General features: G+C 61.8%; 12 protein-coding genes. 1 reads left to right on the top strand and 11 read right to left on the bottom strand.

Annotated features, from left to right (window positions below; translation table 11 throughout):
- Positions 1 to 2 precede the first annotated feature (2 nt).
- On the bottom strand, positions 3 to 2,183 hold the full coding sequence (locus tag LOY53_RS13290; RefSeq protein ID WP_252824217.1) for a PQQ-dependent dehydrogenase, methanol/ethanol family: 2,181 nt from the start codon (positions 2,181 to 2,183) through the stop codon (positions 3 to 5).
- 276 nt (positions 2,184 to 2,459) lie between these two features.
- Here LOY53_RS13290 and LOY53_RS13295 point away from each other — a divergent pair, with 276 nt between their 5' ends.
- On the top strand, positions 2,460 to 3,470 hold the full coding sequence (locus tag LOY53_RS13295; RefSeq protein ID WP_252824218.1) for an aldo/keto reductase: 1,011 nt from the start codon (positions 2,460 to 2,462) through the stop codon (positions 3,468 to 3,470).
- Positions 3,471 to 3,683: 213 nt separating this feature from the next.
- On the opposite strand, the gene LOY53_RS13300 is transcribed toward LOY53_RS13295, so the two are convergent.
- From LOY53_RS13300 to LOY53_RS13345, 10 genes are all read right to left on the bottom strand, one after another.
- A complete protein-coding gene (locus tag LOY53_RS13300; protein ID WP_027595420.1) occupies positions 3,684 to 3,896 on the bottom strand; it encodes a cold-shock protein in 213 nt (70 codons plus the stop codon).
- A gap of 204 nt (positions 3,897 to 4,100) precedes the next feature.
- Positions 4,101 to 5,180 carry a metal-dependent hydrolase gene (locus tag LOY53_RS13305; RefSeq protein ID WP_252824219.1) on the bottom strand — a complete coding sequence of 360 codons (1,080 nt, stop codon included), beginning with the start codon at positions 5,178 to 5,180 and terminating at the stop codon, positions 4,101 to 4,103.
- A 95-nt stretch (positions 5,181 to 5,275) separates the two neighbouring features.
- Positions 5,276 to 6,526, bottom strand: coding sequence for an OprD family porin (locus LOY53_RS13310; protein WP_252824220.1), 1,251 nt, complete (start codon positions 6,524 to 6,526; stop codon positions 5,276 to 5,278).
- Positions 6,527 to 6,577: 51 nt separating this feature from the next.
- Positions 6,578 to 7,777, bottom strand: a complete 1,200-nt coding sequence (locus LOY53_RS13315) for a benzoate/H(+) symporter BenE family transporter (RefSeq protein ID WP_099454062.1) — start codon at positions 7,775 to 7,777, stop codon at positions 6,578 to 6,580.
- On the bottom strand, positions 7,777 to 9,105 hold the full coding sequence (locus LOY53_RS13320) for an aromatic acid/H+ symport family MFS transporter (protein ID WP_085274393.1): 1,329 nt from the start codon (positions 9,103 to 9,105) through the stop codon (positions 7,777 to 7,779). Before LOY53_RS13320 ends, LOY53_RS13315 begins: the two co-directional genes overlap by 1 nt.
- Before the next feature lie 58 nt (positions 9,106 to 9,163).
- Positions 9,164 to 9,925: a 1,6-dihydroxycyclohexa-2,4-diene-1-carboxylate dehydrogenase gene (locus LOY53_RS13325; protein WP_027595425.1), complete on the bottom strand. Its 762-nt coding sequence runs from the start codon at positions 9,923 to 9,925 to the stop codon at positions 9,164 to 9,166.
- Positions 9,926 to 10,058: 133 nt separating this feature from the next.
- On the bottom strand, positions 10,059 to 11,069 hold the full coding sequence (gene benC, locus LOY53_RS13330; protein WP_252824223.1) for a benzoate 1,2-dioxygenase electron transfer component BenC: 1,011 nt from the start codon (positions 11,067 to 11,069) through the stop codon (positions 10,059 to 10,061).
- A 70-nt stretch (positions 11,070 to 11,139) separates the two neighbouring features.
- Positions 11,140 to 11,625, bottom strand: a complete 486-nt coding sequence (gene benB / locus LOY53_RS13335) for a benzoate 1,2-dioxygenase small subunit (RefSeq protein WP_027595427.1) — start codon at positions 11,623 to 11,625, stop codon at positions 11,140 to 11,142.
- Entirely contained in the window at positions 11,622 to 12,980 is a 1,359-nt protein-coding gene (gene benA, locus LOY53_RS13340) for a benzoate 1,2-dioxygenase large subunit (protein ID WP_027595428.1), read from the bottom strand. The genes benB and benA overlap by 4 nt, the downstream gene beginning before the upstream one ends.
- 95 nt (positions 12,981 to 13,075) lie before the next feature.
- On the bottom strand, positions 13,076 to 14,005 hold the full coding sequence (locus LOY53_RS13345) for an RHS repeat-associated core domain-containing protein (protein ID WP_258702753.1): 930 nt from the start codon (positions 14,003 to 14,005) through the stop codon (positions 13,076 to 13,078).
- Positions 14,006 to 14,061 lie beyond the last annotated feature (56 nt).

Below are 14,061 nucleotides of genomic sequence, written 5' to 3' on the forward strand. Positions count from 1 at the left end.
TCTCACTCCTGTGACGGGTTGTCGGCCAGTGACGGCTGGGCAGCCGGCTTGGCGCTGAATTGCTGCCAGGCGTTGCCTTCGCTTTTCAGGTCATGGGCACGCTTGATGAGGTACTGGTGCACCTGCTCGACTTGCTCGGGCTTGAGGTTGTCGGCAAACGACGGCATGCCATCCGGCACGCGACCGCCATAGAGGATGCCGAGGAACATCTGGTGCTTGTCAGCACTGAGTTTGCGCAAATCTGGCAGTACCCCGCCGCTGACGGCATGGATGCCGTGGCACTGTGAGCAGTTGCCGTCGTACAGGGCCGCACCGGCGGCGACAGTCTTGGCGTCGGCGGTCATCGGTGGGGGTTCGGGCGCATTGGCGGGTGGCGCTGGCTCACGCAATTTGGCGGTACCGCCAATCTTGTAGGTCAGCACTTGCGAGAATGGCTGTACCCCGGCACGCAACGACAACGCCCCGGCAAACGTCGAGAAGGCCCCGCCCCAGCCGGCCATGAAGGTGACGTACTGCTCGCCATCGACCGAATAGGTGATCGGCGCTGCCATCACGCCACTGGCGGCGGGGGATTCCCACAGCTTCTTGCCGGTGTCGGCGGCATAGGCGATCACACGGCCATCGGCGCTGCCCTCGAACACCAGGTTGCCGGCGGTGCTCAAGGTGCCGCCGTTGAAGATGGTGATGTAGGGCACCTCCCAGGCCGGCGCCTGTTTCACCGGGTCCCAGGCGATCAGCTTACCGGACCAGGTCTTGGCCATTTCCAGCAGGCCATCGGCACCCTCGGGCATCATGCCGGTGCGTAACCCCAGCTGGTACACGCTTTTGAACGGGTTGCGCTTGGGCGCCTCGGGGATGTGCTCGTAATAGGCCGACATGATATGCGCTGGGATGTACACCAGGCCGGTGTTGGGGTTGTAGGACATTGGGTGCCAGTCATGCGCGCCCCAGAATGCCGGGGTCACCAGCTTGCGCTTGCCGTCCTTCCAGTAGGCCGCTGCCTCATCGTCGAGAATCGGCCGCCCGGTTTTCATGTCGATGCCCTTGGCCCAGTTCACCGGCACGATATTCTTCGCGGACAGCAACTCGCCGGTCGCCCGGTCGAGCACATAGAAGAAGCCATTCTTGGGCGCCTGCATCAGCACTTTGCGCTGTTTGCCGTTGATTGGCAGCTCGGCGAGGATCATGTGCTGGGTGGCGGTGAAGTCCCAGGCATCACCGGGGGTGGTCTGGTAGTGCCAGGCGTATTCGCCGGTATCGGCATTGACCGCGACGATCGACGACAGGAACAGGTTGTCGCCTTTGGCCTGGCTGCGCCATTTAGGGTCCCACATCGAGCCGTTGCCAACGCCGATGTACAACAGGTTCAGCTCAGGGTCGTAGGCGAACGAATCCCAGGCCGTGCCGCCGCCGCCCCACTCAACGAATGCGTCGCCGTGCCAGGTCTTGCTGGCAATCTCCATGGCCTTGTCTTCAGGCGGCAGCTTGGGGTCGCCCGGCACGGTGAAGAAGCGCCAGGCCTGCTTGCCGGTTTCGGCGTCATAGGCCGTCACATAGCCACGCACACCAAATTCCGCCCCACCGTTGCCAATGATGACCTTGCCGTTGACCACCCGCGGCGCACCGGTGATGGTGTAGCTGCGCTTATGGTCGTCGCGGGTGTCCACCGACCACACGCGCTGGCCGGTCTTGGCATCGATCGCCTCCAGGCGCCCGTCCAGCACGCCCACGTAGACCTTGCCCTGCCACACGGCCACGCCGCGGTTTACCGCATCACAGCACGCCTCACCGGCGCGATTGCGGTCTGACTGCGGGTCGTATTTCCACAGCAGCTTGCCGTTGCGGGCATCCAAGGCATACACCACGGAAAACGGCCCCGTGGTGTACATCACCCCATCGACCACGATAGGCGTCGCTTCAACACCCCGGTCCAGGTCGAGCTTATAGCTCCAAGCCAGGCCCAATTGATTGACGTTGTCCTGGTTGATGGCCTTGAGCGGGCTGAAGCGTTGTTCATCGTAGGTACGGCCGTGGCTCATCCAGTTGCCAGGTTCCTGGTCGGCCTGGATGATCCGCTTGCCATCCACTTCTGCAGCAAAAGCGGTTGCGCAGCACGCCAAGGCAAGGGCCAGGCAGCCCAAGGCGTGCGGAAGGGGCCGGCGGTGCGGGCCTGTTCGGTTCATGGTCGGTTCTCCGTTCTTGTTATGGCGACACCGCATCAGGCGTCGATAACAAACAGAGCAACGGCTGTGCCAGCATCACCCAGCACCCTCGAAACAGCCATTACAGAGCGGTTGCTAGGCAAACGACCGGGCAGTGGCTGAGGCCTGCGCATGCAGCAGCCATGGCACAGCTGATGCAGGCTTGGCACAGGTGTGTCAGCCACTGTGGCGGGCTTTCAATGGCGTGCGGTTGTGTGTAAAACAGGCAGACAAGCCCACTGCAAAGGACTCAACCGCATGATCTACCGTCCCCTTGGCCAGAGTGGCCTGCAGGTTTCCGCCCTTACCCTGGGCAGCATGATGTTCGGCGAGCAGACCAGCACCGAGGACTCACTGCGGATCATCGAAAAAGCCTGGGACCAGGGCATCAACTTCATCGACACCGCCGATGTCTACAACAACGGTCGTTCGGAAGAAATCGTCGGCGAAGCCGTAGCGCGCCATCGCCAGGACTGGATAGTGGCGTCCAAGGTCGGCTTTGGCCCGGCCGACGGCCTGCCCAACCGCAGCGGGCTTTCGCGCAAGCACATCTTCAATGCCATCGACGCGACGCTCACGCGCATGGACCTGGACTACCTCGACGTTTACTACCTGCACCGCGAAGACCACAAGGTACCGCTGGAAGAAACCGTGCAAGCCATCGGCGACCTGCTGCGCCAAGGCAAGATCCGCTATTGGGGCGTGTCCAACTTCCGTGGCTGGCGCATTGCCGAGCTGTGCAACCTGGCCGAGCGACTGGGCGTGGCCAAACCGGTGGTGAGCCAGCCGCTGTACAACATCGTCAACCGCCAGGCAGAGCCCGAACAGCTGACCGCTGCGGCCTACCATGGCCTGGGCGTGGTGCCGTTCAGCCCCTTGGCCCGCGGTGTGCTCAGCGGCAAGTACGCACCCGGCTCGGTGCCAGATGCCTGCAGCCGTGCCGGGCGCCAGGACAAGCGGATCATGGAAGTGGAATGGCGCCAGGAATCATTGGCCATCGCCCGCCAGATCCAGGCGTATGTCGAAGCCAAGGGCGTGGGCATCGTCGAGTTCGCGATTGCCTGGGTACTTAATAACCAACTGGTGAGTTCGGCCATTGTCGGGCCGCGCACCGAAGCACAATGGGACACCTATGCCGGCGCATTGAACGTGAAGATCACGGCGGAGGATGAAGCGTTCATCGATTCGCTGGTAACGCCGGGGCATGCCTCGACGCCAGGGTTCAATGACGTGGCGCACTACGTGAGTGGGCGACTGGCGCGCAATTGATGGCAGCCGTTTGATTGAAGCCAAGGGGCCGCAAAGCCGCTTGGCGGTTCTACCGCGTTGCGGCAGATACAAAAAAAGCTCCCTATCTTTCGATACGGAGCTTTTCTTTACACGCCACACAATTGCCAGGCTTCACGCCGTTCGATCAAGCACCCAGGTCAACCCGCAAGGTTGCAAGCACCTGTTCGAACGCCGAGCCGGCGGGTGCGTGTCTTACTCAGGTCGCACTTGGGCGGCCTGCATGCCTTTTTGCCCTTTTTCGGCAACAAAGCTAACAGTCTGGCCTTCTTTCAGCGACTTGAAGCCGTCCGATTCAATGGCTTTGAAATGAACGAAGAGGTCGTCGCCACCACCCGCTGGGGTAATGAAGCCGAACCCTTTTTCATCGTTGAACCATTTAACTGTACCGGTTTGTCTGTTGGACATGCTCTGAGCCCTCGATGGCTTATTTGATGCGTTTTACGTGAAATTACAACGAGGGCCTTATCAAACAACCAGCCCCTGCAGTGGCATATTGAGCGCTTTGGCGACGATAAGCTACTAAGAATTCCACCAAGCCGCAAAATAGCTGCGCCCTGTACCCGATTTCCCCCGCAAAATGGGGGCTGCGGCGGTAAACAGAATCTCCGTTTAATCGCCCGTGGGCTGCGCTGCAGCCGGCTTCAGGTAGCGCGAAGTCCACTCAGCCAGTGGCAATGGGGGGTGCTGATCGACGATACGCCGCCAGATCAAGCCCAGGTCATGCCCGTTGAACATCGATGCCACCCCTGCCCCTCGCCACGCCGTGGGCGTGTCGGCAATCCAGTGCCCCTGGCTGTCACGGTGGGCCATGTTGAAGCGGAAGGTGTAGTTGCCGGGGATGCCCATGCGCAGGTCGGTCACCACCAGGGCGCCGTCGATTTCGTCATAGCGCAACCAGTCATCAGTGAACCAGCGCAGGCGCTGATGCAAAGGCGCACCGGCAACCGCAGCGGCCAGCTCAAGGTTGCGTGGCAGGCGCTGCATTTCTGGCGGTTGCTGGTCGAACCCACTGCTGACGCCTTCGAAGTAGTCGCCGTCCGGCGTCTTGGCCAGCACGCGCCAGATCAGGCTGTTGAAGGCAATCGGCACGGCACGTACGTCGCTGACCGTGATGCCCTGCTGGTCCAACGCGGCCTGAAAGCGTTGCTCCGCCTGCATGCGCCCAGCCAGGCCAAAGCCGAGGTAGGCCGTACTGAAAACCAGTGCCAGGGTCAGCAGCCGCACGGCAGCGCCCGTCACGCCCTTGGCGAGGGTGTAGATCACTGCCGCCAGCAGCGGCACGGTGTAGACAGGGTCAATGATGAACACCGCAGCCCAGCTTTGCGGGGTCAGCGCCAACGGCCAGAACAGTTGCGTGCCATACACGGTAAAGGCATCCAGCACCGGGTGCGTGACCAGCACCAGCCAGAACGCCAGAAACAGGCGCGGCACGGTATAGCCTTTGCCTGGCCAGCACCGGTTGACGCACCAGGCCAGCAGCAGCGCCAGCCCGGTCAGGACGAAAAGGGAGTGGGAGAACCCCCGGTGGTAGGTCATCTGCGACACTGGGTCAGCGTAGCGGATGACCACGTCCAGGTCGGGCAATGTGGCCAGCGCTGCGCCGTACAGCAGCGCTCGGCGGCCTTGGATGCGACCGAGCACAGTGCCCTGGAGGGCGGCGCCGAGTACGGCTTGAGTCAATGAGTCCAAGGCGGGATTTCCTGAGAGGATGACGCGTGAAAGCTAACCCCCTCAACCCTCTGGGTGCAAATGCGGCTCAGTGACAAAAGATGGCAGCTGGGTTTTCACAACAACTGCCAGGTGTACACCAGGGTCAAGCGATTCTCGTCGATATCACTGCGGTAGTTGGACCGTGCCATGGCATTTCTCACGCGAATGCCCAGGCCTTTCAACGCCCCACTCTGCACCGCATAGCCGATATCCAGGTCGCGCTCCCGGTCACGGCCCTCGTAGCCCTGCCCGGTATCGACATTGTTGCCGGTGATATAGCGCACCGTTGCCGTCAGCCCCGGCACGCCCATGGCGGCAAAATTGTAGTCGTAGCGCACCTGATAGGAACGCTCGTCGGTGTAGGCGAACTCGTAGGTAGGCACCTCGTTGCCCAAGGGTGAGATATTGGCAAATACCCGCGGGAACGGGCTGTCACCATAAATGCCCTGATACCCTGCATGGAAGCTGTGCCCGCCATGGCGGGCGGTGAACAGCGAGAAGAATGCCTGGTTATCGATACTGCCCAGCAGGGCGTCGCCGTCCTCGCGGGCGGTGAAATAGCCAAGGTTGGCGCTCAGCACCCAGTCACCGACAGGTTTGCTGTGTTTAAGGCCGACAAAGCCTTGCTCGTAGATATCTTCCAACTGCCCGTACCACAGGCTGACACTGCTTTGGTTCGCATTGAACGCGTAGTCGCCCCCCACATAGTTGAACGCATCACTTTCAGCCTGCCGCATCGGCACGTGGCCGAGCATGGCATTCATCTTGCCGTCGCCGCCCTCGTTGCGCAGGTGGGTTGAGGTCAGATGCCCGGCTTGCAAGGTCAGCCCCTGCAGCTCGGTCGACAACAGGCTGGCACCTTGGTAAGTCGGCGGCAGCAGACGGATATCACTGAACGTCAGCACCGGCAGGTTGGGCTGCAGTTCGCCCACCCGCAGCTCGGTTTTCGACAGCCTGGCCTTGAACGTCGGCGCCAGGCGGCTGTATTCGTCTGCGGCGCGGCCATCGCCATGCACCGGCAACAGACCGGTATTGACCCGGTCCGGGCTGCTGTCGAGTTTGATGCCCAGCAGGCCGAGGGCATCCACCCCGAACCCCACCGTGCCAGGCGTGTACCCCGATTTGAAGTCAAGGATGAAGCCCTGGGCCCACTCCTCGGCCTTGGACTGTTGATTGGCGCCGACAATGTCGGAGAAGTCGCGGCTGAAATAGTAATTACGGGCGCTGAGGCTGGCCTTCGAATCCTCGAAGAAGCCGCCTTCAGCAGCCAGCAGCGGTGGGCTGAGCAATGTCAGGCCAATAGCGACGCAAGGGGTGTGGTTCATTCCGAAGCTCTCTTGATCTTGTTTTTATGGAATAAAGAGGGAACACAGGCATCATGGGGTGCGGCGCATTACCTCCCGCGCTTGAGGCCGCCGCAGAACGAGCAGCGCGTGGGCCAGCAGGCCGAACAGCAGGCCCCAGAACGCCGCCGACAGGCCAAGGAAGGACACCCCCGAAGCGGTGACCAAAAAAGTGAACAGCCCGGCATCACGCTCAGCAGGCTCGGCGAGACTGCGTGCCAGGGCTTCGCTGATTGCCCCGTACAGGGCCAGCCCGGCAAGGGCCGCAATCAGTGCCGCCGGAAATGCCGCAAACAGCGACATCAAGGTGGCCCCAGCAACCCCAAGCAGTAGGTACAGCACACTGCCGGCGACGGCCGCGACATAGCGCCGGCGCGGATTTTCATGGGCCTCATGGCCTGTGCACAGGCTGGCGGTGACAGCCGCCAGGTTCAGGCCGTGGCAAGCAAAAGGCGCGAGCACGGCGCCACCGATGGCGCTGGCACTGATCAACGGGCTGGCCGGTGTGGCGTAGCCGGCGTTGCGCAGCACGGCCATCCCCGGCATGAATTGCCCGGTGAGGGCCACCAGCACCATGGGCAACGCTAGGCTGAACACCGCCGCCAAGCTGAATTGCGGGGTAATCCACTGCGGCGAGGCCAGTTGCAGCACCAACGCCTCGCTGCGAAACGCCCCGCTGGCCACAGTCACGACGGCGCCCACGCACAGTACGGCGGCCACCGCATAGCGCGGCTGAAGCCTGCGCATCAGCACATAGGTGATGAACATCGCCACCACCAGCAGCGGCTGCACCGGCAAGGCGCGGAACACCTCGATGCCGAAACTGAACAGGATGCCGGCTTGCATGCCGGCGGCAATGGAGCCCGGCAAGCGCGCGATGATGCGGTCGAAGGCCCCGCTGATGCCGATCAGCAGCAGGATCAGGTTGGCCACCAGGTACGCCCCCACGGCCTGCTCCAAGCCGAGCTCAGGCAGGGCCGTGACCAACAGCGCCGAGCCTGGGATCGACCAGGCGATCACCACCGGCACCCGGTAGCGCAGGCTGAGTACAGCGCCGAGCACTCCGCTGCCCATGGAAACGGCCCAGACCCAGGAAGACAGCTGGCCATGGGACAACTGCGCGGCCTCGGCAGCGTGAAAGATGATCACCAATGGGCCGGCGTAGGAGATCATCGTCGCCAGGCAGCCGGCGACGATGGCGGACAGCGAGCTGTCCTTGATCAGGGTTTTCATTACGCTTGCGCCGCCGTGGCCAGGCCATGGCGCTTGCCACTGACCAGGTGCACGGCCATGGCCAGCGCGGCAATCGCGCCAGGGATGGCGAAGGCGATGAAATTCAGTTGCAACGGCAGGTTGATGCCCATCAGCGCGCCCCCCAGCAGCGGGCCGACAATGGCGCCATTGCGGCCAATGCCCGACGCCCATCCCAGGCCGGTGGAGCGCACCGCCAGGCCATACATCTGCGCCGCGCCGGCATACAGCAGGATCTGCGTGCCGATGGTGGTGGCGCCGGCGATGAAGATCAGCAGGTACAGCACCGGCATTGGGCTGTTCACCCCCAACAGGCTGATCGACAGCGCGGCGGCGATGAAGAAGCCGACCTTGACCTTGACCAAGTTGTAGCGGTCGCCCAACCAGCCCCCCAAAATCGCCCCGGCCATGCCACCGAAGTTCAGTGCCAACAGGAACGACAGGCTCGAACCCAGGCTGTAACCCGCGTTGGCCATCAGCTTCGGCAACCATGAACTGAGCGCGTAGACCATCAGCAGGCAGCAGAAGAACGCCAGCCACAGGGCCAGGGTGCGCACGGCCAGGCCGTTGCGGAACAGCTCGACGACCGAGCTGCCAGCCCCCTTGCGGTCGGTTGCCTGAAGCACGTCGCCAGGCTGGATGTCGCACGCGGGGTCAAGCTGTTTGAGCAGCTTGCGGGCTTCTTCGGTGCGGCCTTTACGTACCAGGAAGCCAATGGATTCTGGCAGGTAGTAGAGAATCACCGGCAACAGCAGCAGCGGTACCGCCGCAGCGAAGAACATCGACTCCCAGCCGAAACGCGGCAGCATGAAAATACCGACGCCTGCCGACAGCATGCCGCCCAGCGAATAACCACTGAACATGATCGCCACCAGCGTGCTGCGCAGGCGTTTGGGGGCGTATTCGTTCATCAATGCCACGGCGTTAGGCATCAAGCCGCCACACCCGAGGCCGGCGATGAAGCGGTAGATGCCGAACTCGCTGGGGCTGGTGGCAAAGCCGTTGAGGATGGTCGCCGTGGAGAACAACGCGAAGCAGATGGCGATTCCCTTCTTGCGCCCGATGCGGTCGGCCAGGCTGCCGAATACCAGGGCGCCGAACATCATGCCGAACAGCGCGTAACTGCCCAGGGCGCCAGCCTGCAGGGGCGTCAGGCCCCACTCTTTCATGATCACCGGCAGTACCACGCCGTAAATGAACAAGTCATAGCCGTCGAAGATCAACAGCAGGCCGCACCAGGCCATGACCATCCAGTGGAACGCGGTAAAGCGCGCATTATCGATGATCGGGTGCACGTCAAGGGTTCGCATGGCATCTGTCTCTGTTGTTTTTGTTGTGGAGTAAAACGGTTGCCGAGGGGGGGCTGCCTCAGCCCAGGTCGCCGCCCCCTACCGGCAGCGTTACGCCGGTGATGTAGGAGGCTTCGTCGGAGGCCAGGAAGAGAATGGCGCCGACCTGCTCGTCGATGCTGCCGTAGCGGTGCATCAGGCTGCTGTCGAGGGTCTGGTCGACGATTTGCTGGTACCAGGCCTTTTCCTGCGCGCTCTGCTCGGCGGCGTTGCGCGGCACGCGCCGTGGCGGTGCCTCGGTGCCGCCAGGGGCGGTGGCATTGACACGGATACCGCGGCCGGCGGTTTCGAAAGCCAGGCAGGCGGTGAGCGCGTTGACGCCGCCTTTGGCCGCGCCGTACGGCACGCGGTTGACGCCACGGGTGGCGATGGACGAGACGTTGACAATGGCCCCTGCCCCGCGTTCGAGCATGTACGGCAACGCGGCATGGCAACACCACAAGGTGGGGAACAACGAGCGGCGCACTTCGGCCTCGATCTGCTCCACTTCGTAGTGTTCAAAAGGTTTGGCCCAAATGGTGCCGCCGACATTGTTGACCAGGATGTCGAGGCGGCCGAACGCTTCGACCGCAGCGGCCATGACGCGGGCACAATCGCTGTGCAGTTCGAGGTCGGCGGTGAGGGTCAGCATGCCCTCCCCGGCCAGTTCGTGGACCAGCTCGGAGCGGTCCACCGCCACTACCTGTGCGCCTTCGGCCTTGAGCCGCCAGCACACGCCGCGGCCAATGCCTTGGGCGGCGCCGGTGACCAGGGCGACTTTGCCTTGAAATCTTGTGTTCATCAGTATTTCTCCATGCTGACGCGGACGCTGTGGGAGCGGGCTTGCCCCGCTAGCAGACCCCACGATGGATGGCACGGGCTGCGCCCGTGTTCGCGGGGCAAGCCCGCTCACACAAGGGCGGTCCCAAGGAAACTCAGGCCGCGGCGGCGAACTTCTCGTAGTAGAAGTTCGCCGGCGTAATGCCCTGCTCGCGAACGTACTGGCTGACTGCCTCGACCATCGGCGGAGGCCCACACAGGTACACGTCCACATCACCGTCATTGAGGTGGCGCGGTTCGATGTGCTGGGTGACATAGCCTTTCTGCGGGTGCTGGCTGTCTGGGTTGGCCACGCAGGCGCTGAAGGTGAAGTTTGCAATGCGCGCCGCCAAGGCCTGCAGGCGGTCCAATTCGACCAAATCGAAGTCGTTGGTGACCCCGTAGATCAGGTGCAACGGGTACTCGCTGCCCTGCTCGGCGATCTTCTCCAGCATCGCGGTGAACGGTGCCAGCCCGGTGCCGCCTGCCAGCAACAGCAGTGGGCGTTGGATCGGCCGTAGGTAGAAGCTGCCCAGCGGGCCTGCCAGGCTCATGCTGTCGCCGGCCTTGGCCAGGTTGGTGAGGAAGCTGCTCATCAAGCCGCCCGGCACGTTGCGGATCAGGAAGCTGACCTCGCCGTCCTTTTGCAGCGAGCTGAACGAGTAAGCGCGGCTCTGCTCGCTGCCGGGCACCTTGAGGTTGACGTATTGCCCCGGCAGGAACGCCAGCCGGCTCAACGCCTCGCCCTTGATCGACAGGGCAATGGTGCTCGCCGACAACTGGCGCACGTCGCTGATGGCGGCTTCGAAGCTGGCCTGTTCGGTCTTGCACACGTGGGAAGAGGCCGGAATGCGCACCACACAGTCGGATTCAGCCCGCATCTGGCAGGTCAGCACATAGCCTTCGGCGATTTCGTCCTCGCTCAGGGCGTCTTCGATGAAGTTGTCGCCCAGGTCGTAGCGCCCGGACTCGGCCTTGCACTTGCAGGTACCGCAGGCGCCGTCACGGCAGTCCAGCGGGATGTTGATGCCCTGGCGGTAGGCGGCGTCAGCCACGGTCTCATGGCCAGTGGCCTCGATGAAGCGGGTTACCCCGTCCTCGAAATTCAGTGCGATCTGGAAGCTCATGTTGCACCTCGCGGGCGAGCCTGCCCGCGGCGCGCCATGTGGCACACCGGGCGGCTCGCGTTACCTCGGTTCAGATGTGGTAGATGTCGATGACCTGACGCACGTAGTCGTTTTTCAGGACCACCTTCTTGGCCTTGATCAACGGCTGCTCACCGCGCAAATCGAGGGTGTAGAAGCTGCTGCCGAAGTAGCTGTCGGTGGTCTTGTAACGAAAGCTCAGGGTGTGCCAGTTGAAGCGCACCTGGCAGTAACCTTCGCCCTGTTCGACGATCTCGATGTTGCTGATGTTGTGCGAGGTACGGGTGTCCGGCACGGTCGCGCTGGAGCGCTCGGTCTTGATGCGGAACACTCGGTCCTCAAGGCCTCCACGGTTGCCATACCAGATCAGCGAGATTTCGCTTTGTGGGTCTTCGGTGAGGCGGTCGTCATCGTCCCAGGACGGCATCCAGAAGCTGGCATCGGCTGCGTACAGCTCCAGCCACTGGTCCCATTCGGCGTCGTCCAGGTAGCGCGCTTCGCGGTAGAGGAAGTCGCGCACGGTTTCGTAGAGGCTCATTGCACGGCCTCCACGGGGATCAGTTGCTGTTCATCCTTGAGCGCCTGGATCATGGTGTCCTGCCAGTACTTGTGCTGCAGCACGAACAGGCCTTCGTCCTCGGTGCGCACGCCTGACAGCAGCGGCTTGAGCTCGATTTCCTGGGCCGCCTCGTCAGCGCCCTCGACCCAGTGGGCAGCGCCGCGGGACATGTCATTCCAGCCGGTGCCGCCACCGTAACCGGTCTGGCACGAGCGGAACTCTTCAAGATCGTCCGGGGTGGCCATGCCGCTGACGTTGAAGAAGTCCTCGTACTGGCGGATGCGCTTGGCGCGGGCGTCGGCGCTTTCGCCTTTGGGCGCGATGCAATAAATGGTGATTTCGGTCTTGTTCACCGAAATCGGCCGGGCAATACGGATCTGCGAGCTGAACTGGTCCATCAGGTACACATTGGGGTACAGGCAGAGGTTGCGCGAGTTCTCGATCATCCAGTCGGCGCGTGCCTGGCCGTAATCGGCGGCCAGCTGGTCACGGCGCTCGTAGGCCGGGCGGTCTTCTGGGTTGGCCCAACGGGTCCACAGCAGCAGGTGGCCATGGTCGAAGGAATAGAAGCCCCCGCCCTGCTTGGCCCAAGCGCCTGCGCTCATGGTCTTGATCTCGTCACCCGCCTCGCGCTGTTTGCGCTGGTTCTGGGTGGCGGCGTAGTTCCAGTGCACGGAGCTTACGTGGTAGCCGTCGGCGCCGTTCTCGGCGGTGAGCTTCCAGTTGCCTTCGTAGATATACGAACTGGCGCCACGCAGCACTTCCAGGCCTTCGGGCGACTGGTCGACGATCATGTCGATGATCTTGGCCGACTCGCCCAGGTGCTCTACCAGCGGTTTCACATCGGCATTCAAGCTGCCAAACAGAAAGCCCCGGTACGACTCGAAGCGCGCGACCTTGGTCAGGTCGTGGGAGCCGTCGCAGTTGAAGCTGTCGGGGTAGCCGGCGTTGCTCGGGTCTTTGACCTTGAGCAGTTTGCCGCTGTTGTTGAAGGTCCAGCCATGGAATGGGCAGGTGTAGCTGGCACGGTTACCGCGCTTGTGCCGGCACAGCATGGCGCCGCGGTGGCTGCAGGCATTGAGGAAGGCATTGAGTACCCCGTCCTTGTTGCGCGCGATAAAGATCGGCTGGCGCCCCATGGTCAGGGTGAGGAAGTCGTTCTTTTCGGGGATCTGGCTTTCGTGCGCCAGGTAGATCCAGTTGCCCTCGAAGATGTGCTTCATCTCCAGGTCGAACAGGCGTGGGTCGGTGAACATCTCGCGCTTGCAGCGGTAGATACCCTGTTCACGGTCGTCTTCGAGCATGGCATTGAGGTAGTCGAATCCCAGGGACATGGCCAGGGTCTCCATTGTTATTGTTCAGACCGGGTCAGGTTAGGGATTCGACGGGCGGGGGACTATCCGGATTGTGCAGAGTGCTATCCAGTCATTCAGGCCTTTCTAATCGCTGTATTTGCTTTTAGCCATTTTTCCCTATTGGTACTTGCTCTGCTCTGAGCCTCCAAGGTTAATTTAATCCTTGTTGCGAGGAGTTCGAGTTTTTCCACCCCCTCAGCAAGCCAGTCTGCGGCGATAAATCTGGTATCGGTGGACGATTTGATTGGGTGAGTTTTCATATTGGAGATCAGCGCTAGCCCATCCCGATGAAGGGACACCATCGCACTTTGAACCAGCTGTAGATCCTCGGGAAGGAATTTATCGCGCGCAAACAGCTTGTCAATCCACGCTCCAGTCCCCTTGCCCTGATAGGCAATGAGATCTGCAAATTTGTCTTTGTCGCGGCTGGTTATGTGATGCGCGAACGAATAACTATCTCTACTATTATATTTGGTCGGTGGTTTATCTATTGAAAATGGGCCTTGATAGATGAGGTCCGGTATGGAGCTTCGCCGCGGCCGAATTCCAAAAAAAGACTTCCAATCATGCCCACTGGGGTCTGCCCTATTCACAGGGTCGCCGCCACAGTAACAGTACGTATTCACTCCCCCCGCCCCAAATGGACTGAGACTGTCGGCGCTATTGAACCTCATCAACACGGGGTTGAACCCCCGGTATCCATCCCCCAACAAATAATGACACGTCGTAGATTCTTTGCGCTGCCCATTGAATCGCAACAATGAGGAACCCGTGCTATCACCTTCATAGCCGTAACCCGTGTATTTCATCGACGATGCTTGCCCTCCCATACATTCCAAGACCGAATCTTTTAGGTCAGTCAAGTAAAATGTAACATGTTCAGCATCCCGCTGACCGAGCACCTGGCCTGCCGCACGCAATAGCGTCAATGCCTGCGCACCAGGATATTTGACCATCGCCAGACCCTCCGGCGAGTAAAAATACAACTGCTGCAAAGTAGACATAAGTGCCACCATTTTATCCATGAAGGCAAATGGTGGGTCCGCGCTAATCCGCCCGC

Source organism: Pseudomonas sp. B21-031, from assembly GCF_024748985.1.
Taxonomy (GTDB): Bacteria; Pseudomonadota; Gammaproteobacteria; order Pseudomonadales; family Pseudomonadaceae; genus Aquipseudomonas; species Aquipseudomonas kermanshahensis.